Below are 18,788 nucleotides of genomic sequence, written 5' to 3' on the forward strand. Positions count from 1 at the left end.
CTCGGTTGGCTGGTGGTGGTGGTTGTGTCAGGGCCTGCGAAGCAACCGTGATCGCCAGCTGGGCTCGGTTGGCTGGTGGTGGTGGTTGTGTCAGGGCCTGCGAAGCAACCGTGATCGCCAGCCGGGATCTCTCGGCCGGCGATCACGGGTGTGTCGAGGGGGTGAAGCGGGAGTGGAGTGGGGTTGGGGGTGAACTGGGGGTGGGAACGGGTTGGTTAGAAGGGGGTGGTGAGGCGGGCTACCCGGCCCTGTTCGCCGGAGGCCCAGCAAGTGTGGGCGACGCAGGCGACGGCGTCGAAGCTGCCGGTGTCGAAGCGACGCCAGGTGAGGCCGCCGTCGTGGGAGAGGTCGCTGCCGGTGGGGCCTACCGTGATGGCAGCGCGGCCGGACCAGGCCACGCCGGAACGGTATTCGCCCGGGGGAGTGGTGGACGCCGACCAGGTGCGGCCGTTGCGGGTGACGGCGGCGCCGGCGGGGGCGGAGTCGGGGACGGTGTAGTCGCCGCCTACGGCCAGGCCGTGGGCCGGGTCGCGAAATGCGAGACCGTAGATGCCGGCGCTCGGGCCGCTCGGGATGGGGGTTTCGGTGACGCGCCAGCTGCGGCCGAGGTCGTTCGAGCTGAAGACCCGGGATGCCGGGCCGCCGCCGGTGGCGAAGTAGGCGCGGCCGGAGGACGACGTGAGGCAGGTGCCGCTGGCGGCGAACGCGAACTCGCCGTCCAGGGCGGCCGGCATTCCGGTGTCGGGGAGGACCGACCAGGTGCGGCCGCCGTCGCGGGTGGCGAGGATGCGGAACTTTCCGTTGACCGGGTCGGAGAGGGCCAGGCCGTGCCTACGGTCGAGGAAGGTCATGCAGTCGTAGAAGGCGGACGCGTCCTCGTTCTGGAACGTGCGGGTCCAGGTCCGTCCGGCGTCCGCGGTCGCGTAGATCCGGGAGTCGGTGCCGGAGCCGATGGTCAGGGCCACCGCGTGCCGGGCGTCGAACGCCTCGATGTCGCGGAACTGCAGCTCAGCGGCGTCCGCTGGGCCGACCGAGGACCAGGTGCGGCCGGCGTCGACGGTGCGCAGGACGGTTCCGGCGCTTCCGGCCACCCAGGCGACCGAGGCACTGACCGGTGCCAGGCCACGGAAACGCGCGGTGGTCCCGGTGTCACCGAGCCGCCAAACCGGATCATGCCCGCCGGACAAGCCGGATGCCCCACCGGACAAGTCCGTGGCCGCGCCGGACAAGCCCGAGGGAAGGCCGGACGGGCTCGTGCTGGTGAACCCGCTCGTGGCGGCCACCGTCCCGAGCGCCAGCAGAACAATCGACAACCTTCGCTTGATCGTCATGTTCGCAGAACATACCGGGTCGCCGGGTGTGTGGCACGGCACTGATTGGCGGGACGCCATCGGGGCGAAACACCCGCGTACCAGAATGTGGGACATGGAATCCGCTGTCACCGTCGCCATCACTCGCCGCGCTGATCCGTCGCGAGCTGCGGAGATGGCCGCCTGGGTGCGCGCCGGGGCCTCGCTCGCCGAGGACTTCCCGGGCTTTCTCGGCACGGGCTGGGTGCGCCCGGCCCCGGGTTCTCCGGAGTGGCACATGCTCTACCGGTTCGCGACCGCGGACGCTCTCCGGGAGTGGGAGGAGTCGCCGCAGCGGCTGTGGTGGCTGACTTCGGCCGAGGGTTTCGTCGAGCACACCCGGATGGAGAAGCGCACCGGCATCGAGGGCTGGTTCGATCCGCCGCGTGAGCTCCCGCCGAGTGACCTGCACGTCAAGCCGGAGGTGAAGGCGCCGCCGCGCTGGAAGCAGGCGGTGACCATCTGGCTCGGCTTCTTCCCGGTCAGTTTGCTCGCCGGCTGGCTGCTGGCCCCGCATCTGACCGGCCTGCACCTGATCCTGCGCACCATGATCACTACGCTGATCCTGACCCCGATCATGACCTACCTCGTTCTGCCGAGGGTCACCCGAGCCCTCCAGCCCTGGCTGACCGGGCAGCGCCCAAAATAAAAACCGACTAAAGCCCACAAAACGCCAATAATCCGAAGAGGGCGAGGGTCGCGCCCTAGTTGCCGAGCCGGTCCCGCAACCGGATCGTGTCGGCCACGGTCCATCCCGACGGCGGCGCCACGGTGGCCCACCCGTCCACCGTCGACGACTTGTAGACGTGCCCGTGCCCGGTCGGTGCCTTGTTGGCGAAGACCAGATCGCACGTGGTCTGCCAGAACGTCACCCACGGAAACCAGTGCATGGACGGCATCACGTCCGGCCCGCGTTCGCCGCGCAGCCAGGCCGGGCGTTGCCAGAGCAGGCTCCAGTTCCACCAGACGATCGGGTCGGACGAGTTCTGCAGGTAGACGACCTTGGGTCGCACCCCGGGCCGGTCGCGCAGTTCGGTCGCGGTGTCGGCGAATTCGATGGGCAGCCGGGGGTAGGCCGGGTCCCACACCGGTGAGCCGGCCGCCCGTTCCCGGGTGAGCTGCTGGTGGATCGGGTTGGCGAAGGTGGGCCCTTCCATGAGCACCCCGTCGGCCCCGGCGGCCAGGGCTTCCGCGGTGCCGAAGGTGGCTTCGATCCCGTACGTCCCGAGGCTCTCGCCGAAGAGCAGCAGCTTGGGCCGATGGTCGGAGGGGAGTGCCGCCCAGCGCCGCTGCACGGCGGTGATCAGGGCGGAGGCCGCGTCGGCGACGTCGGATCGGTCGCCGATGAACGAGATCCAGCTCGGCAGGTACGAGTACTGCACCGACACCAGCGCGGTGTTCCCGGCGTACATGTATTCCAGCGACTGGGTCACCTTGTTGTCCACCCAGCCGGTGCCGGTGGGCAGGAACAGGGCGACCACGTCGCGCTGGAACGCGCCGGTCCGGTCCATCTCGCGGACCACCAGGTCGGCCCGGGCCTGCATGGTGTCGGCCGAGGCGAGCCCGGCGTAGAGGCGGATCGGTTCGACGGCGGGCCGCCCGGCGAACGCGGTGAGTTCCTCGTGGGTGGGTGCGCTGGCCACGAAGTTGCGGCCCTGCCGGCCGAGGGTGTCCCAGGGTACGAGCGATTGTGGCCCACCCGACCGCAGTGTCGAGGTGGGCACGTGCACGCCGTTCCCGGTCCCGTTGTTGATCACCGCGGCGGACCGGTCGGCGACCGCGAACAGGTGGGCGACGAGCAGTCCGTCGAAGGCGCTGTAGCTGAGGACGGCCACCACGACGGTGCCGGCGCAGTAGGCCGCCCGTTCGGGCACGATCAGCCGGAACACCTGGGCGCAGCCGTGCGTGGCCAGCCGCAGGGCGCGCGCGACCAGCAGGATCAGGCCGAAGGTGAGCAGGCTGGCTCCGACGGTACGGACGATGTCGTACTCCTGGGCCGGTGCCATCCCCAACCGGAGTCGCAGCTCACGCTGCCAGCGGACGCCGAGCACCAGGCACGTGGCGATCATGGGGATGAGCAGGACGGCCAGTACACGCCACCAGATCCGGACGGCCCGGGCCGAGAACCGGAACCGCAGACGGATCAGCGCGCCGATCGCGGTGCCCAGCGCGTACCCCATCGTGGCGGTGATGCCGGCCACAGCGCCCTGCAGGATCCCGGTGCGGGGGAGCAGCGAGGGGGTGAAGGCCAGGCAGTAGAAGAGGGCGGCCAGCCCGGCCCCGGTGAGACTGAGCGGGGCCCGCATGATCCGGGGCCGAAGATTTTCCGGTGAGCGCCTGGGCCGGGGAATCCGCGCGCCGAATTTCTCCGCGGCGGGTGCGACAACCTCGTTGCGCATGCAAGCTCCGATCATCGACGGGGGCGTCGGGTCGGTACCTCCTCATCATCGGGGGTCGATGGGTTCATGCGCTTCCCCGTTTTCGGGGGGTTTTGTGCCACAGGTTCATTCAGCCGGGCGATCTCCTGCCGATGACATGCGGTGAGGGAGGGACGCGATGCGGGTACGGAACTGGATCGCGGTGTTGGTCAGCCTGTTGCTGCTGGCAGCCGCCGGCGGAGTCGCCATCGTGGTGAACCGCTCGGCGCTGAGCGCCGCGGACGCGGTGCACCGCACCGACAGCACCGAGCTGGGCACCAACAACGCGACCCTGACCGGTCAGCTGCAACTGCTTTCCGCGCAGGAGCTGGCCCAGGTGCTGGCCGAGCATCCGCTCAACATGGCCAAGGGTGACGCGACCGACCATGCCCTGCTGGTTCTCGCCGCGTCCAAGAGCACCACCTTCCAGTACGGCATGCTCATCGCCGACTCGGCGGGCAACGTCCTGAACGCGAGCCGCACGGCCGGCCTGCCCGACGCCGACAACGCCGGCTGGGCGCCGATGCGCAAGCAGCTCACCGCGGGCGCCGACGTCGGCTTCTCGTCGGTGATGACCGTCGACAACATCCCGCTGGCCGGGGTGGGGGTGCCGATCCTGATCGGCGGCGAGACGGCCGGGTACCTGATCGGGCTCAACCAGGTCGCGATCACCCCGTTGCAGAAGTACACCGTGCAGCTGGCCAGCGACAATCACCGTACGGATGTGGTCGACAGCTCCGGGGTCGTGGCCGCGAGCAGTGTCGCCGACCTGATCGGCGGCCGGATCGACCCGGCCATCGCGGTCCACCTGGGCACCAACGGCACCCAGTTCGTGGAGTACCGGTCGGGCAGTACGGCCATGATCGCGGTCGTGGTCGGCGGCCTGCCCAGCGGCTACTCCTATGTCCGCTCGCAGACCAAGTCCACCTTCGACGGCGCGGTGCACCGCCGCAGCCAGACGGTGAACATCACGCTGCTCGTCATGCTGCTGATCGGCGTGGTCGGCATCTCGGTGCTCGGCTATCGCACCCAGGTCCAGCGGCGCCGCGCCGACGAGCGCTTCCAAGCGCTGTTCCAGCACGCCCCGGACATCGTCACGGTGATCGACCGGGACGGCCGGATGATCTTCACGAGTCCCAGTTCGGCGGCGATCCTCGGGTTCGAGCACGGCATGCTCACCGGGCACAGCGTCTTCGAGCTGGTGCACCCGGACGATCAGCCGGCGATGCGGGAGCGGCTGGGCGCGCTGTTGACCGACCCGGCCGGGGTGCTGCGCCTGCAGTGCCGGGTCCGGGCGTCGACCGGCCACTACCGCTGGTTCGACTTCACCGCCTCCAACCAGATGGCCAACCCGGCCCTGAACGGCGTGGTGATCAACGCCCGGGACATCTCGGAGAACCGGGCGTTCCAGGAGCGGCTGGCCCACGAGGCGCAGCACGACCCGCTGACCGGTCTGCCCAACCGGCGCCGGATGCAGGACGCGCTCTGCTCGTCGCTGCGCCGCGACCCGGTGGCGGTGCTCTTCGTCGACCTGGACGGGTTCAAGCCGGTCAACGACAAGTACGGCCACGAGGCCGGCGACGAGTTGCTGCGCCAGGTGGCCGAGCGGCTGAGCGGCTGCATCCGGGCCGGTGACGTGCTATCCCGGGTCGGCGGCGACGAGTTCGTGGTGCTCATGCCCGGTGTGCTCGGGCCCGCCGACGTCGAGGCGATGGCCAATCGGGTCCGGATGGTGGTCGAGATGCCGTTCCGGATCGCCGGTCAGCACATCAACATCGGCGCGAGTGTCGGTGTCCACCTGGCCAACCCGGCCTCGGACCCGGACTCGGCGCTGCGGGCGGCCGACCACGCGATGTACGAGATCAAGCGTTCGGGCGGGAGCCGTGGGCTGAATCGGGTCCTGGAGACGATCGGACGGCACCGCGCCCGGGACTGAAGTTAGTGCACACTAGGTGCATGAATTCCAAGGTTCTGTCGCGGCGCGACCTCGACTTCCTGCTCTACGAATGGCTCGACGTCGAGTCGCTGACCACCCGTGAGCGGTTCGCCGACCACTCCCGGGAGACGTTCGACGCCTTCCTGGACGTCTCCCAGCAGATCGCCGAACGGGACTTCGCGCCGCACAACCGCAAGAACGACCTGAACGAGCCGACCTTCGACGGCGAGCGGGTGACGATCATCCCCGAGGTGTCGCACGCGCTGCGGGTGTTCGCCGAGTCGGGGCTGCTCGGCGCGACCATGGACGCCGAGCACGGCGGGTTGCAGCTGCCGCACGTCGTGCAGCGCGCCTGTTTCCTCTGGTTCCAGGCGGCCAACACGGCCACGTCGGCCTACGCGATGCTCACCGGCGGCAACGCGCACCTGCTGCTCGCGCACGGGACCGAGGACCAGATCCGGCGGTTCGTCCACCCGATGCTGGAGGGCCGGTTCACGGGCACGATGTGCCTCTCGGAGCCGCAGGCCGGTTCGTCGCTGAGTGACGTGACCACCAAGGCCGTACGCGAAGAATCTGGTCTTTATCGGATCAGCGGCGGCAAGATGTGGATCTCCGGGGGCGACCACGAACTCAGCGAGAACATCATCCACCTGGTGCTCGCCCGGGTCGCCGGCGCTCCGGCCGGGGTGAAGAGCCTCTCGCTGTTCATCGTGCCCAAGAAGCTGGAGTCGGGCGAGCGTAACGGCGTCACCCTGGCCGGGCTCAACCACAAGATGGGTTACCGCGGCACCACCAACACCGTGCTCGCCTTCGACGACGCCGAAGGCGAACTGGTCGGCGAGGAGGGGCGCGGCCTGCAGTACATGTTCCACATGATGAACGAGGCGCGGATCGGCGTCGGGTCCGGCGCGGTCGCCCTCGGATACACCGGTTACCTGCACGCGCTCGATTACGCGCGGGAGAGGCTGCAGGGCCGCCCGGTCGACGCCAAGGACCCCACGGCACCTCCGGTGCCGATCATCAACCATGCCGACGTACGGCGGATGCTGCTCGCCAGCAAGACGTACGTCGAAGGCGGTTTGGCTCTTATGCTCTATTCGGCGAAACTGCTGGACGAACCGTCCCCGGAGAACGACCTGCTCCTCGACACGCTCACGCCGATCGTCAAGGCCTGGCCGTCGCAGTGGTGCCGGCTCGCCGACGACCACGCCATCCAGATCCACGGCGGCTACGGCTACACCCGGGAGTACCCGGTCGAGCAGTTCTACCGCGACAACCGGCTGAACTCGATCCACGAGGGCACCGACGGCATCCAGGCCCTCGACCTGCTCGGCCGCAAGGTCACCCAGCGTGGCGGGGCCGGCCTGGCCCTGCTCCTGGACCGGATCCGCGCCACCGCCACCAAGTCGGATCTCGGCGCCCCGGTCCTGGCCGCCTGCGACCGCCTCGCCGCGACCACCGCCAAGCTGTGGGCCGGGGGCGACCCGAACCGGGCGCTGGCCAACGCCACGGCGTATCTCGACGCCGCCGGCCACCTGGTGATCGCCTGGATGTGGCTCGCCCAGCTCGAAGCCGCGTCCGGCCGGGACGGCGACTTCTACGACGGCAAGCGGATCGCCGCCAGGTACTTCATCACCCACGAACTGCCCCGCATCGGCCCGATGCTGGACCTGCTCGATTCCGGTGACACCCTCCTTCTCGACCTTGAGGACGCCTGGTTGGGCTAAGTTCGCTGTATGGCCGGTAAAGCCACCGTCATCGAAGTCGGCGACCACGACGTCCGCGTCTCCAACCCGGACCGGATCTACTTCCCGGAGCTCGGCGCCACCAAGCTCGACCTGGTCGAGTACTACCTGGCGGTGAGCGACGGGATAGTCCGCGCACTGCGCGAACGCCCGTGCATGCTGCACCGCTTCCCGGACGGCCTGGCCGGGGAGAAGGTGCACCAGAAACGGGTGCCGAACGGCGCACCACCCTGGCTGGAGACGGTCCGGGTCACGTTCCCGCGCTACCACCGGCACGCCGACGAGCTGTGCGTGACCAAACCGGCCGACGTGATCTGGGCGGTCCAGATGTCCACCGTGGAGTTCCACCCGTGGAACTCCCGGCGGGCCGACACCGAGAAGCCGGACGAGTGGCGCATCGACCTGGACCCGATGCCGGACTGCCCGTTCGACACGATCCGCCGCGTCGCCCCGGTCGTCCGCTCGGTCCTGGACGAGCTCGGCATCGTCGGCTACCCGAAAACCTCCGGCGGCAAGGGCCTGCACATCTACGTCCGGATCCAGCCGAGCTGGGGATTCTCCGACGTACGGCGGGCCGCGCTCGCGTTCGCCCGCGAGGTCGAACGCCGCGCCCCGGACGACGTCACCACCACCTGGTGGCGCAAGGACCGCGACCCGAAAGCGCTGTTCATCGACTACAACCAGAACGCCCGCGACCACACGATCGCCAGCGCCTACTCGGTCCGCGGCGTCCCGGCGGCCACCGTCTCGACCCCGATCACCTGGGACGAGATCCCCGGCGTCGACCCGCAGGCGTTCACCATCCGAACGGTCCCGGCCCGGTTCGCCGAACTCGGCGACCTGCACGCGACCATCGATGACACCCACCACTCCCTCGATACGCTGCTGGAATGGGCCGACCGCGACGAGCGGGCCGGCCTGGAAACACCAGCCGAGCAGTGATCGTGGGAGCGTTATGCCGTGGGGCCGGTCCCGACCCAGCGGTAGCGGCGTTTTGGGCTGTGGGCCGGCCCGATGACGTCGACCGCTCCGGTATCGATCAGCTCGCGCAGGTGATTATGGATTGTTCTCCGAGACCAGCCGGTGATCTCGACGAGCTCGATGACAGTGGCCTCGCCGCGGCTGCTGAGCACGTCGCCAACGCTGGGCACCACTTGAGCCGGAGGGAGCGCGGAGAAAAGATCGGGCTGCTCCGCGCGGCCAGAAATCCTGGGATCGAGGACGTACCGCGCATATCGCCGTCCGCCCTCCTTGACGGCCAGATCCTGGTCGACCGGATCGCCTCATCGTCCAAATCCTGCGCCGAGGTGCCGTCGACAGGTTCACGGTCGTACAGAGGTTGAGTACGGGCGGCCATGACCATGGCGATTTCAGCCTCGGCCATATGGCGATCGCCGTCTCCGCCGCGCAGGTACGACCCTGCTGAGATGCCCTGTGCGGTGACGTATGCCGGTCGCCGGTCTGCCGACAGAGGCGGCACTTCAGCGACCACCAGCCGGTGACCTTCCGCCTCGACGACCTCGGCGCTGATCTGAAGTGAGGGCGTTATGTCATCGCGCGACATCTGAACAAGGCTGTTCCGCAGGGCAGAGGGATCGGCCAGTTCGACGACACTGAAATCGGTCTGCTCGTCGACGCCCAGCAGGATCGTCCCGCCATCGGTGTTCGAGAAAGCGGACAACGTCTCACGGATTGCCTTCGGTAACCCCCCGGAAGCTCTCTTAGCCTCCACGCGGGTGGGCTCTCAGCCGATCCTCCGCAGCGTGGCGAGGGTTTTCCAGCACTTCCTCCGCACTCATAGGGCCATCTCAGCACTTGACTGCGCACTGCGCAACGGAGATGCGCAGTCCATTGCGCAGCCTTGCGCAGTTCTGCGTAGGCAGGTGGGCTCGATGGCCGGCCTGCGGTCGTCAATGGCGGCCGGTGGTGCTCTCTCGGACGATCAGTTTGTGGGGGGCCCGGATCTCCAATGCGGCCGGCGGGGTCGGGCTGCCGATGCGCAGCAGCAGGCGCTCGACCGCGCTGGTCGCGATCATCTCCTTGTCCGGGGAGATCGTGGTGACCGACGGGTTGGAGTAGGCGCCGTCCTCGATGTCGTCGTAGCCGATCACGGCCACGTCCTCCGGCACCCGCAGCCCCCGCCCGATCAGCGTGTGGATGGCTCCGAGGGCGACCAGGTCGGAGTAGCAGAACACGGCGTCCGGCGGGTCTTCCCGGTCCAGCAGGAACGCCATGGCCTGGGCGCCGTCCTTCCGGTTGAACCGTGGCGTCCCGATGATCAGGTCTTCCCGGGCGGTCAGTCCGCGCGCCTCGTGCGCTTCCCGGAAGCCCCGGGTGCGCAGCTGGGCGGCCTCGCCGGTCGCGTACGGCTGGTCGCCGATCGCGGCCAGCCGGCGCCGGCCCAGGTCGAGCAGGTGTTCGGTGGCCTGGCGGGAGGCGGCCACGTCGTCGATGCCGACGTGGTCGAACGTGCCGTCGCTGGAGCGTTCGCCGAGGACGACCAGGGGCAGGTTCGGGTCGTGGTCGGCGAGGGCTTTCTGGTCGAGGCCGAGGGGGCTGAAGATGACGCCGTCGAAGAGGAGCCGGCGGGAGCCGTGGGCGATGAACGCGCGTTCGTGTTCGGGGTCGCCGTCGGTCTGGTCGATCAAAACGTTATAGCCGCGTTCCCGGGCCGCTCTTATCACGCTCTGCAGCAGCTCGGAGAAGTACGGCGTGTCGAGGTAGGGCACCACCAGGGCGATCTGACCGGACCGTCCCTGCGCCAGGTTGCGCGCGAGCACGTTGGGGCGGTAGCCGAGTTCCTCCACCGCACGCTGCACGCGGACCCGGGTCCGCTCGGTGACGTTCGCATACCCGTTGACCACGTTGGAGACGGTTCGGCTGGAAACCCCGGCCAGTTCCGCCACGTCACGTAGCGTGACTTCTCGACGCAATGTGCCCCCTCTGCCCGCGCCAAGTTTCCGGCAGGTTACCCCTTGCCGTGGTTTGGACGCCCGTGCATGCTGTTTTGCAGCGCTGCAAAAGCGTAGCAACAAAGACCAACGCGAACTGAAGAGCTGATTGCCGACCCCCGGTGTGCCAGCACCGGAGGCCGGCCTCTGACCCATCACTAATCTTGTGAGGACCCAGTGAACGTCAGAAAGTTTAGTGTACGGCGGTCGGCCGCAGCCGTGATCGCGGCTGTGACCGCCCTGACTCTCACCGCCTGTAGCGGTGGCTCGGACGCCGACGCGGGCAAGTCCGACGGCCCGGTGACCGTGAAGGTCTGGGCGTGGTACCCGTCCTTCCAGAAGGTCGTCGACCTCTACAACTCCACCCACACCGACATCAAGATCGAGTGGACCAACGCCGGCGCCGGCCAGGACGAGTACACCAAGCTGCAGACCGCGCTGAAGGCCGGCAAGGGCGCCCCCGACGTGGTCATGCTCGAATTCCAGGAGCTGCCCACCTACCAGCTCACCAAGCACCTGGTCGACATGGGCAAGTACGGCGCCAACGACCTCAAGTCGAGCTACGTCGACTGGGCCTGGAAGCAGGTCAGCCAGGGCGACAAGGTGTACGCGATCCCGGTCGACGCCGGCCCGATGGCCATGCTCTACCGCGAGGACCTGTTCAAGCAGTACGGCCTGACCATCCCGACCACCTGGGACGAGTACAAGGCGCAGGCGGAGAAGCTGAAAACCGCCTCGGCCGGCAAGGCGTACATGACCGACTTCGGCGGCAACGACGGCGGCTTCATGACCGGGCTGATGTGGCAGGCCGGCAGCAAGCCGTACACCTACGACCCGGCCAACCCGTCGAACATCGGCGTGACCGTCAACGACGCCGGCGCCAAGCAGGTCGCCACGTACTGGGAGGGCATGGTCAACTCCGGCCTGGCCGACACCAAGGCGTACGGCACGACCGACTTCTACAACGGTCTCGGCTCCGGCAAGTACGTCACCTACCTGGCCGCCGGCTGGGGCCCGGGCTACCTGGCCAGCGTGGCCAAGACGACCGCGGGCAAGTGGCGCGCGGCCCCGCTGCCGCAGTGGACCGCCGGCGCGAACGTGCAGGGTGACTGGGGTGGCTCGTCGTTCGCGGTGACCGACCAGGCCAAGAACCCGGAGGCCGCGACCAAGGTCGCGATGGACATCTACGGCGCCAAGAACACCGACGCCTGGAAGATTGGCATCGACGAGGCCTACCTGTTCCCGACCGCGACCCCGGTCCTGGAGTCGGACACGTTCCTCAAGAAGAAGTACGACTTCTTCGGCGGCCAGACCGTCAACGACGTCTTCGTCCCGGCCTACAAGCAGATCTCCCCGTTCTCGTGGAGCCCGTTCAACAGCTACAACTTCAACCAGCTGACGACCGGGATCAACGGCGCGATCGAGAAGAAGACGTCCTGGACGGCGGCGCTCGACACCGCCCAGACCAACATCAACCAGTACGCCACCCAGCAGGGCTTCAAGGTTCAGTAATGACCCAGGTGGAAACCCGGTCCGCGACCGCTCCGGCGGTCGCGGGTCCCGCGCCCCGTTTCAAGAAAGGCCGGGAAGCCGCGACCGGTTGGCTCTTCGTCCTCCCGTTCGCGGTGCTCCTGGTCGCGTTCCTGCTGCTGCCGATGGCCTACGCGCTCAAGCTCAGCCTGTACCGCTCCACCCTGATCGAGGGCGAGCACTTCGCGCTCTTCGAGAACTACACCCAGGCGTTCAAGGACCCGCTGGTCCGCCAGGGGGTGGTCCGGGTGATCCTGTTCGGTCTGGTGCAGACCCCCGTGATGATCGGGATCGCGCTGCTCGCGGCACTGCTGATCGACCACGCGACCTCGCGGTTCTCCCGGTTCTTCCGGCTGGCGGCGTTCGTCCCGTACGCCGTCCCGGTGGTCATCGGCACGCTGATGTGGGGCTTTCTCTACAGCAAGGACACCGGCCCGCTGAGTTCGCTGCTGCACGTGGACTTCCTGTCCAGCAGCGTGGTGCTGGCCTCGCTGGGCAACGTGGTGACCTGGCAGTGGGCCGGCTACAACATGATCGTGCTGTACGCGGCCCTGCAGGGCCTGCCGCGGGAGGTCTACGAGTCGGCCCGCATCGACGGCGCCGGCCCGGCCCAGATCGCGTGGCGGATCAAGACCCCGATGATCTCCTCGGCGATCATCCTGGCCACGCTCTTCACGATCCTCGGCACGCTGCAGTTCTTCACCGAGCCGCTGATCCTGCAGCCGCTCAACCCGGGCTCGATCACCCAGCACTACACCCCGAACGTGTACGCGTTCAACCAGGCCTTCTCGTTCCAGCAGTACAACTACTCGGCCGCGATCTCGTTCCTGCTCGGCGCGGTGGTCTTCGTCGGGTCGTACATCTTCCTCTTCGCCACCAGGAAACGGAGCGCGCTGTGAACAGCAAGACCGAGCGCGCCGGGGTCGTCCCGCACCTCGTCATGGGCGTGATGGCGATCTACTTCCTGCTGCCGTTCTGGTGGCTGCTGGTCGCCGCGACCAAGGACAACGACGGGCTGTTCCTCTCCGCCCCGCTGTGGTTCTCCGACTTCCACCTGATCGACAACCTGAAGACGGTGTTCTCCCAGGAGAACGGGATCTACCTGGTCTGGCTGCGCAACTCCGCGCTGTACGCGGTGGTCAGCGGCGTCGGCGCGACGGCCGTCTCGGCGCTCGCCGGGTACGCGTTCGCCAAGTTGCGCTTTCCCGGCCGTACCAAATTATTCGGTTTGCTCTTGGGTTTGATCATGGTCCCGGCGACCGCGCTGGTGCTCCCCACCTACCTGCTGATGTCGCAGGCCGGGCTGGTCGACTCGATCTGGGCGGTGATCCTGCCGTCGCTGCTGAACCCGTTCGGCGTCTACCTGCTGCGGGTCTACACCCACGAGTCGGTGCCGGACGAGATGCTCGAAGCGGCCCGCATCGACGGCGCCGGCGAACTGCGCGTGTTCACCAGCGTGGCGCTCCCGGCGATGCGCCCGGCCTTGGTCACCGTGCTGCTGTTCTCGATGGTCGCGTCCTGGAACAACTTCTTCCTGCCGCTGGTCATGCTCAGCGACGACCATCTCTTCCCCCTGACGGTCGGCCTGCGCACCTGGTACATGTCGGCGACTCTCGGCAACGGCGGCGAGGCCCTGTTCAACGTCATCGTGACGGGTGCGCTGGTGGCCATCGTGCCCCTGATCGCCGCCTTCCTCCTTCTTCAGCGTTACTGGCGCGGTGGCTTGACCATCGGCGCCGTCAAGTAGCCATTTTCAAGGGAAAACACATGTTTCGTGCGCATGTCGCATTGAATCCGGCTGCCGTCGTGGCCCCCGTCAACCGCCGGACCTTCGGCTCGTTCGTCGAGCACATGGGCCGCTGCGTCTACACCGGCATCTACGAGCCCGGCCACCCCAGCGCCGACGAGGACGGTTTTCGCACCGACGTCCTGGCCCTGGCCCGCGAACTCGGGGTCAGCATGATCCGCTACCCCGGCGGCAACTTCGTCTCCGGCTACCGCTGGGAGGACGGCACCGGCCCGGTCGAGAAGCGCCCGCGCCGCCGTGACCTGGCCTGGCGCAGCATCGAGACCAACGAGGTCGGCATCGACGAATTCGCCAGATGGGCCACCAAGGCCGACGTCGAGATCATGTACGCGGTCAACCTCGGCACCCGCGGCGTCCAGGAGGCGTTGGACGTCCACGAATACGTCAACCACCCGGAAGGCACCGAACTCTCCGAGCGCCGCCGGTCCAACGGCGCCGAGAAACCGTACGGGATCAAGCTCTGGTGTCTCGGCAATGAGCTCGACGGGCCCTGGCAGACCGGACACAAGACCGCCGAGGAGTACGGCCTGCTCGCCGCCTCCACCGCCCGTGCCCTCAAATCGGCCGAACCCGATCTCGAACTCGTCGCGTGCGGCAGCTCCAGCTCGACCATGCCCACGTTCGGCGCCTGGGAGTCGACCGTGCTGGAGCACGCCTACGACGTCGTCGAATACGTCTCCTGCCACGCCTACTACGAGGAACACGACGGCGACCTGGGCAGCTTCCTGGCCAGCGCGGTCGACATGGACCACTTCGTCAACAGCATCGTCGCCACCGCCGACGCGGTCGGCGCCCGCCTGAAGAGCAAGAAGAAGATCAACCTCTCGTTCGACGAGTGGAACGTCTGGTACCTGTCCCGCTTCCAGAACGCCCCGCTCCCCAACGAGTGGGAGGTCGCCCCGCGCGTCATCGAAGACCGGTACAACGTGGCCGACGCCGTCGTCGTCGGCAACCTGCTGATCTCCCTGCTCCGCCACAGCGACCGCGTCACCGCCGCCTGCCAGGCCCAGCTGGTCAACGTCATCGCCCCGATCATGACCGAACCCGGCGGCCCGGCCTGGCGCCAGACCATCTTCCATCCGTTCGCCCGCACCGCGGCCCTGGCCAAAGGCGACGTCCTGGAAACCCGCATCGACACGCCCGGCTACCAGACCGCCAAATACGGCGAAGCCCCGCTGATCGACGCCGTCGCCACCCACGACCCGGCCACCGGCGACGTCACCGTCTTCGTCGTCAACCGCTCTACCACCGACCAGGCCGACCTGACCATCGACCTGTCCGCCTTCGGCCCCGGCCTCGCCGTCGCCTCCTCGGACACCCTGACCGACGACGACGTCCGGGCCACCAACACCAAGGACACCCCGGACCGCGTCACCCTCCGCCCCACCCCGGAAATCCCCGGCGGCGCGGTAGCCACCGAAGGCAGCACGGTCACCCTCTCGCTGCCCGCCGTCTCCTGGACGGCCCTGCGCCTGACCAGGTGAAAGACGCTGATCCTCAGGGCCGCGAACCGGGGCGGGACGTGTCCCTGAGGATCAGTTCAACTTCACATTCTTCATTGCCTCGGTCCGCCGTGGTCCCGATCGTCGCTCCCGCGGGGACCCTTCCGGGCCGAGCAGGGCGCTGGCGCGCCCAGAACGCTCACCCCTCCAGGGCGACGTGGTCTTCTGGTCACGGTCAACCCAAACCCCCACCCCACCCCGGCTCGCCCCGCGCGCCGCCGCGTGGGCCCGCTCGGCTCGCTGTCGGGCCGGCCCGAAGCCGATCGCGATACGCCCAGCGCTACCCGCACAACGCCGCCAGGCCGCACCCACGCAGCCCCCAGCCGCGACTCGCGCCCCTCGGCTGGCGCTCACGGTTGTTGCAGTGCCTGCGAATCAGCCCTGAGCACCAGCTGGTTCGCGCCGCGGCGCGGCTGCGAGCTTGAACGGCTGCGGCCGCGCGTCGGCGGGCGGGGAGGTCTGGGCGGGCGGGCCACGGGCGCGGGCCTGTCGCCGTACCCGCGAATGGTGTTTTGAATGGGGTTGAGGCCCGCCGCGAGAAAGCGGCGGGCCTCAAGGAAACGCTGGTCAGAACGGGGTGAACGTGATCGCGGCGGTGCGCGGGTCGCCGTCGTGGACCAGGGATTCCTGGTTCTGGACGTCGTCGAAGGCGAACGCGTACGCCTTCCCGTCGACCATGTTGGCGTGGATCACCCGGGCGTAGACGTTGGCCGGATCGCCCTGGTAGAAGTCCGCAGCCGTGCCACTGGGCTGGACGTCGAGCCGGCCCAGCGTGGTCCGCTGCAGAGCGGCGCACAGGGTCCGCGCGATCGGGCCCACCACCTGGTCGTTCGGCGCGCCGAGGGCACCGTCGCAGCCCCAGACGTTGGCCGTGGACGGCTTGGTGAACGACGCCACCACCTTGCCCGTGCCGTCGGTGAAGCTCATCACGTCACCCGAGGTCCGCCCGGTGTACTTGACGGCCGGCTGGTCGGTGAACGGCGTCACCGTCAGATTCTTCGACGTGTACGCCGACCAGGCCGACGTGATGTACGAGTCCAGATAGGTCGGGCTCATCAGGCCGGCATCGGCCGCCTTGCCCGGCGCGAGCACCCGCAGAACCGTGCCGTCGGCCCGGGTCACCACGCTCTTCGCGAAGTCGGCGTTCCCCTTGATCGCGTCGATGACCTTCTGCCGGCCGCCGGTCACGACCTCACCGGTCGAGCTGGTCGTGCCGCTGCCGCCGGTGACGCTGACGATGTGCGGCACCGCGAACATGTCCACCTGGGAGCTGTTCAGCCACAGGCCGGACGAGTTGACGGTGAACTCGCTCCAGTCGAAGAGGATGTCGTGGTTCGGGTCGCCGCCGGCCCACGGCGCGGGCTGGACGAGTCCGTCCGTGGTCAGCCGGAAGTCGAGCTTCTGACCGAACGAGAAGTACAGCCGGCCGGACAGGTTGCGCGGCACCCGGATCGTGGTGCTGCCGCCGTTGGCCGGGCCGTCGATCGACACGTCGGGCGCCGGGACCGGCGTGGCCGCGCCGCCGGTCCACGCGGTGAACCCGCCGGTCCTGTTCACGTAGCCGAGCTTGCCGGTGTCCAGGTTGACGCCGAGAACGTACAGGTGAACGGCGTCGCCCCGCCCGGTCTTGTTGGTGACCGTGACCGGGAGCAGGTCTTCCTTCGGCGGAACGGTGGTCGCCGCTGGTGCTGCCGTGGTTGTCGTGGCCTTCGTCGGCGTCGGAGCGGTGGTCGTCACCGTCCTGGTCGGCGTGACCGTGGTCGGGGCGACCGTCGCCGGCGTGGTCGGGGCGGTCGTGGCCCCGGTGCCGCACGGCTGGCCGTTGAGCTTGCAGTTCACCGGCTGCCCCCCGGACCCGACGAACCCGAACGTCACCTTTCCGTCGACCGGAACAGCACCGTTCCAACTACGATTGGTGAATGTCCGATGACTGCCGCTGACCGCCATATCGGTGTCCCAGAAACTGCCGATCGTGGCCCCGGAAGGTAGATCGAATTCGACTTTCCAGGAGGTCAACGCGGCCGTTCCGGCGTTGCTCACCACCACCTCGTCCTGCCAGCCGGTGCCCCAGTCGGACACCGTACGCAGGGTCGCCGTGGCCGCTGCGGCCGAAGCGGGCAGCGCGATCCAGGCGGTCGCGACCGCCGCGACGGTTGCCAGCGAGGCGAACAGCAACGTTCTTTTCCGGCGCATCAGGAATTGCCTCCGGGGATAGGCGACGGGGAGACTTCATTATGGGAAGCCGCCCCGGAATCACGCCTGTCGTTTAAGGTTCCTTTAACGTCGACGACTTTCCCGGGAATGGATAACACTTTCCCGCATGATTTTTTCTTGAGCGGGACTGCGCGAACGCGGGCGGGCGGGCTATCGTACGTTTTCAGCGCTGCACCGACCTCGGTAGCACGCGTTCACCTGCCACAACCCTGTAAATCAACCGAATCCGCCGCAGCAGGAGATCGGGATGACCACCGCACTCGAAGCGATGATCGCCGCCCAGCCGACCGCCCTGAAAACCCTCGCCGACCCGGAGCCGACCGCCAAAGCGGCCGCGCAGCTCGACCCGGCGTCCCGGATCTGGCTGGTCGGCACCGGCACCAGCCACCACGCCGCCGAACTCGGCGCGAACGCGCTGCTCGACGCCGGCCGCGACGCCCGCGCCACCCCGGCCGCTCACTTCACACCACGCCTGCTCCGTGCCGGAGACGCCGTCGTCGTGATCACGCACACCGGCGAGACGCCGTACGCGCTGCGCGCCCGCCGCATCACCCAGGACGCCGGGCTGCCCCTGGTCACCGTCGCCGGCCCGGAAGCCCAGTTCACCGACGTGATCCGTACACCGGTGGTCGAGGCTTCGGAGACGTACACCGTCAGCTACACCACCGCGCTGACCGTCCTCGCCCAGCTCGCCCACCACCTCGGCGCCCCCGGCCTCGGCCCGGACGCGATCCGCACCACCGCCGACCGCGTCGCCACGGTGCTCGCCTACCCCGGCCTCACCGGAGTCCCGATCCCCGGCCGCGCGATGGCCATCACCGCCCCCGGCCCCTGGTCGATCACCGCCCGCGAAGGTGCCCTCAAGATCCGCGAAGGCGCCCGCATCCTGTGCGAGGGCTTCGACCCGGAACGTCTTCTGCACGGCGCCGCGGTTCCCTACACGGCCGCGGACACGCTGCTCGCCCTCCAGCCCTCGGCCGACCCGGACGGCCTGACCGCCGCGGTCACCGAAGCGGCCCGGCAGGAGGGAATCCACGTCGCCACCCTGACCGAACCCGACACCGGCCTCCCCGGCATCCTCGCCCAGATCCCGATGACGGTCCGCCTGCAGCTGCTGGCGTTGCGCTTCGCCCGCATGCGCGGCCAGGACGCCGATGTCGCCATCACCGGGGCCTGGGCCGACAAGCCCCTCTGGCGAATCGGCTGACCCCGGCCCATCGACGCGCGAGGGAGTCCCGGGCCAAGGCCCGGCCCCGCGAGGAAATCCCGGGTCAAGGCCCGCCCGCGACCCGCGCTCGCCGGCTGGCGCTCAGGGCTGTAAAACGGGCTGAGAACAG

General features: G+C 68.7%; 14 protein-coding genes. 9 read left to right on the forward strand and 5 right to left on the reverse strand.

Translation table 11 applies throughout. The features are described from left to right. Positions 1 to 215 precede the first annotated feature (215 nt). The gene (locus ACSHV8_RS48370) at positions 216 to 1,331 is read right to left on the reverse strand and encodes a WD40/YVTN/BNR-like repeat-containing protein (protein WP_436527226.1); all 1,116 of its coding nucleotides are present in this window, start codon (positions 1,329 to 1,331) and stop codon (positions 216 to 218) included. A gap of 94 nt (positions 1,332 to 1,425) precedes the next feature. Here ACSHV8_RS48370 and ACSHV8_RS48375 point away from each other — a divergent pair, with 94 nt between their 5' ends. Next, the gene (locus ACSHV8_RS48375) at positions 1,426 to 1,998 is read left to right on the forward strand and encodes an antibiotic biosynthesis monooxygenase (RefSeq protein WP_436527227.1); all 573 of its coding nucleotides are present in this window, start codon (positions 1,426 to 1,428) and stop codon (positions 1,996 to 1,998) included. Between the two features lie 55 nt (positions 1,999 to 2,053). Here ACSHV8_RS48375 and ACSHV8_RS48380 read toward each other — a convergent pair whose 3' ends face one another. Next, entirely contained in the window at positions 2,054 to 3,748 is a 1,695-nt protein-coding gene (locus ACSHV8_RS48380) for an alpha/beta hydrolase (RefSeq protein WP_436527228.1), read from the reverse strand. 157 nt (positions 3,749 to 3,905) lie between these two features. Between ACSHV8_RS48380 and ACSHV8_RS48385 the strand changes: the two genes are divergently transcribed. The 3 genes from ACSHV8_RS48385 to ligD are packed head-to-tail and all read left to right on the forward strand — an operon-like array spanning position 3,906 to position 8,389. Beyond that, positions 3,906 to 5,702, forward strand: coding sequence for a diguanylate cyclase domain-containing protein (locus ACSHV8_RS48385; protein WP_436527229.1), 1,797 nt, complete (start codon positions 3,906 to 3,908; stop codon positions 5,700 to 5,702). A gap of 20 nt (positions 5,703 to 5,722) precedes the next feature. Next, complete coding sequence (locus ACSHV8_RS48390; protein ID WP_436527230.1) at positions 5,723 to 7,429, forward strand: acyl-CoA dehydrogenase; 1,707 nt, start codon at positions 5,723 to 5,725, stop codon at positions 7,427 to 7,429. A 9-nt stretch (positions 7,430 to 7,438) separates the two neighbouring features. Then, entirely contained in the window at positions 7,439 to 8,389 is a 951-nt protein-coding gene (ligD, locus tag ACSHV8_RS48395) for a non-homologous end-joining DNA ligase (RefSeq protein WP_436527231.1), read from the forward strand. A 97-nt stretch (positions 8,390 to 8,486) separates the two neighbouring features. Here the strand turns inward: ligD and ACSHV8_RS48400 are convergent, their stop codons facing one another. Further along, a complete protein-coding gene (locus tag ACSHV8_RS48400; RefSeq protein WP_436527232.1) occupies positions 8,487 to 9,179 on the reverse strand; it encodes an AlbA family DNA-binding domain-containing protein in 693 nt (230 codons plus the stop codon). A 178-nt stretch (positions 9,180 to 9,357) separates the two neighbouring features. Further along, on the reverse strand, positions 9,358 to 10,380 hold the full coding sequence (locus tag ACSHV8_RS48405; protein WP_436527233.1) for a LacI family DNA-binding transcriptional regulator: 1,023 nt from the start codon (positions 10,378 to 10,380) through the stop codon (positions 9,358 to 9,360). Between the two features lie 249 nt (positions 10,381 to 10,629). Between ACSHV8_RS48405 and ACSHV8_RS48410 the strand changes: the two genes are divergently transcribed. Genes ACSHV8_RS48410 through ACSHV8_RS48425 form a run of 4 tightly spaced genes read left to right on the forward strand, consistent with a single transcriptional unit; the run spans position 10,630 to position 15,219 of the window. Next, entirely contained in the window at positions 10,630 to 11,910 is a 1,281-nt protein-coding gene (locus tag ACSHV8_RS48410) for an ABC transporter substrate-binding protein (RefSeq protein ID WP_436527234.1), read from the forward strand. Then, positions 11,910 to 12,827, forward strand: a complete 918-nt coding sequence (locus ACSHV8_RS48415) for a carbohydrate ABC transporter permease (protein WP_436527235.1) — start codon at positions 11,910 to 11,912, stop codon at positions 12,825 to 12,827. Before ACSHV8_RS48410 ends, ACSHV8_RS48415 begins: the two co-directional genes overlap by 1 nt. Then, a complete protein-coding gene (locus ACSHV8_RS48420) occupies positions 12,824 to 13,675 on the forward strand; it encodes a carbohydrate ABC transporter permease (protein ID WP_436527236.1) in 852 nt (283 codons plus the stop codon). Before ACSHV8_RS48415 ends, ACSHV8_RS48420 begins: the two co-directional genes overlap by 4 nt. A 20-nt stretch (positions 13,676 to 13,695) precedes the next feature. Next, positions 13,696 to 15,219, forward strand: coding sequence for an alpha-N-arabinofuranosidase (locus ACSHV8_RS48425; protein ID WP_436527237.1), 1,524 nt, complete (start codon positions 13,696 to 13,698; stop codon positions 15,217 to 15,219). Positions 15,220 to 15,804: 585 nt separating this feature from the next. Here the strand turns inward: ACSHV8_RS48425 and ACSHV8_RS48430 are convergent. Beyond that, on the reverse strand, positions 15,805 to 17,430 hold the full coding sequence (locus tag ACSHV8_RS48430; RefSeq protein WP_436527238.1) for a beta-1,3-glucanase family protein: 1,626 nt from the start codon (positions 17,428 to 17,430) through the stop codon (positions 15,805 to 15,807). 268 nt (positions 17,431 to 17,698) lie between these two features. Between ACSHV8_RS48430 and ACSHV8_RS48435 the strand changes: the two genes are divergently transcribed. Further along, entirely contained in the window at positions 17,699 to 18,658 is a 960-nt protein-coding gene (locus tag ACSHV8_RS48435; protein WP_436527239.1) for an SIS domain-containing protein, read from the forward strand. Positions 18,659 to 18,788 lie beyond the last annotated feature (130 nt).

Origin of the sequence: Actinoplanes sp. HUAS TT8, from assembly GCF_051380535.1 — a bacterium.
GTDB lineage: Bacteria > Actinomycetota > Actinomycetes > Mycobacteriales > Micromonosporaceae > Actinoplanes.

Bases quoted from the DNA above. Each gene is read 5' to 3' on its own strand.
- ligD (WP_436527231.1), top strand. From the start codon at position 7,439: ATGGCCGGTAAAGCCACCGTCATCGAAGTCGGCGACCACGACGTCCGC.
- ACSHV8_RS48430 (WP_436527238.1), bottom strand. From the start codon at position 17,430: ATGCGCCGGAAAAGAACGTTGCTGTTCGCCTCGCTGGCAACCGTCGCG.
- ACSHV8_RS48425 (WP_436527237.1), top strand. From the start codon at position 13,696: ATGTTTCGTGCGCATGTCGCATTGAATCCGGCTGCCGTCGTGGCCCCC.
- ACSHV8_RS48380 (WP_436527228.1), bottom strand. From the start codon at position 3,748: ATGCGCAACGAGGTTGTCGCACCCGCCGCGGAGAAATTCGGCGCGCGG.
- ACSHV8_RS48375 (WP_436527227.1), top strand. From the start codon at position 1,426: ATGGAATCCGCTGTCACCGTCGCCATCACTCGCCGCGCTGATCCGTCG.
- ACSHV8_RS48435 (WP_436527239.1), top strand. From the start codon at position 17,699: ATGACCACCGCACTCGAAGCGATGATCGCCGCCCAGCCGACCGCCCTG.
- ACSHV8_RS48385 (WP_436527229.1), top strand. From the start codon at position 3,906: ATGCGGGTACGGAACTGGATCGCGGTGTTGGTCAGCCTGTTGCTGCTG.
- ACSHV8_RS48370 (WP_436527226.1), bottom strand. From the start codon at position 1,331: ATGACGATCAAGCGAAGGTTGTCGATTGTTCTGCTGGCGCTCGGGACG.
- ACSHV8_RS48390 (WP_436527230.1), top strand. From the start codon at position 5,723: ATGAATTCCAAGGTTCTGTCGCGGCGCGACCTCGACTTCCTGCTCTAC.
- ACSHV8_RS48415 (WP_436527235.1), top strand. From the start codon at position 11,910: ATGACCCAGGTGGAAACCCGGTCCGCGACCGCTCCGGCGGTCGCGGGT.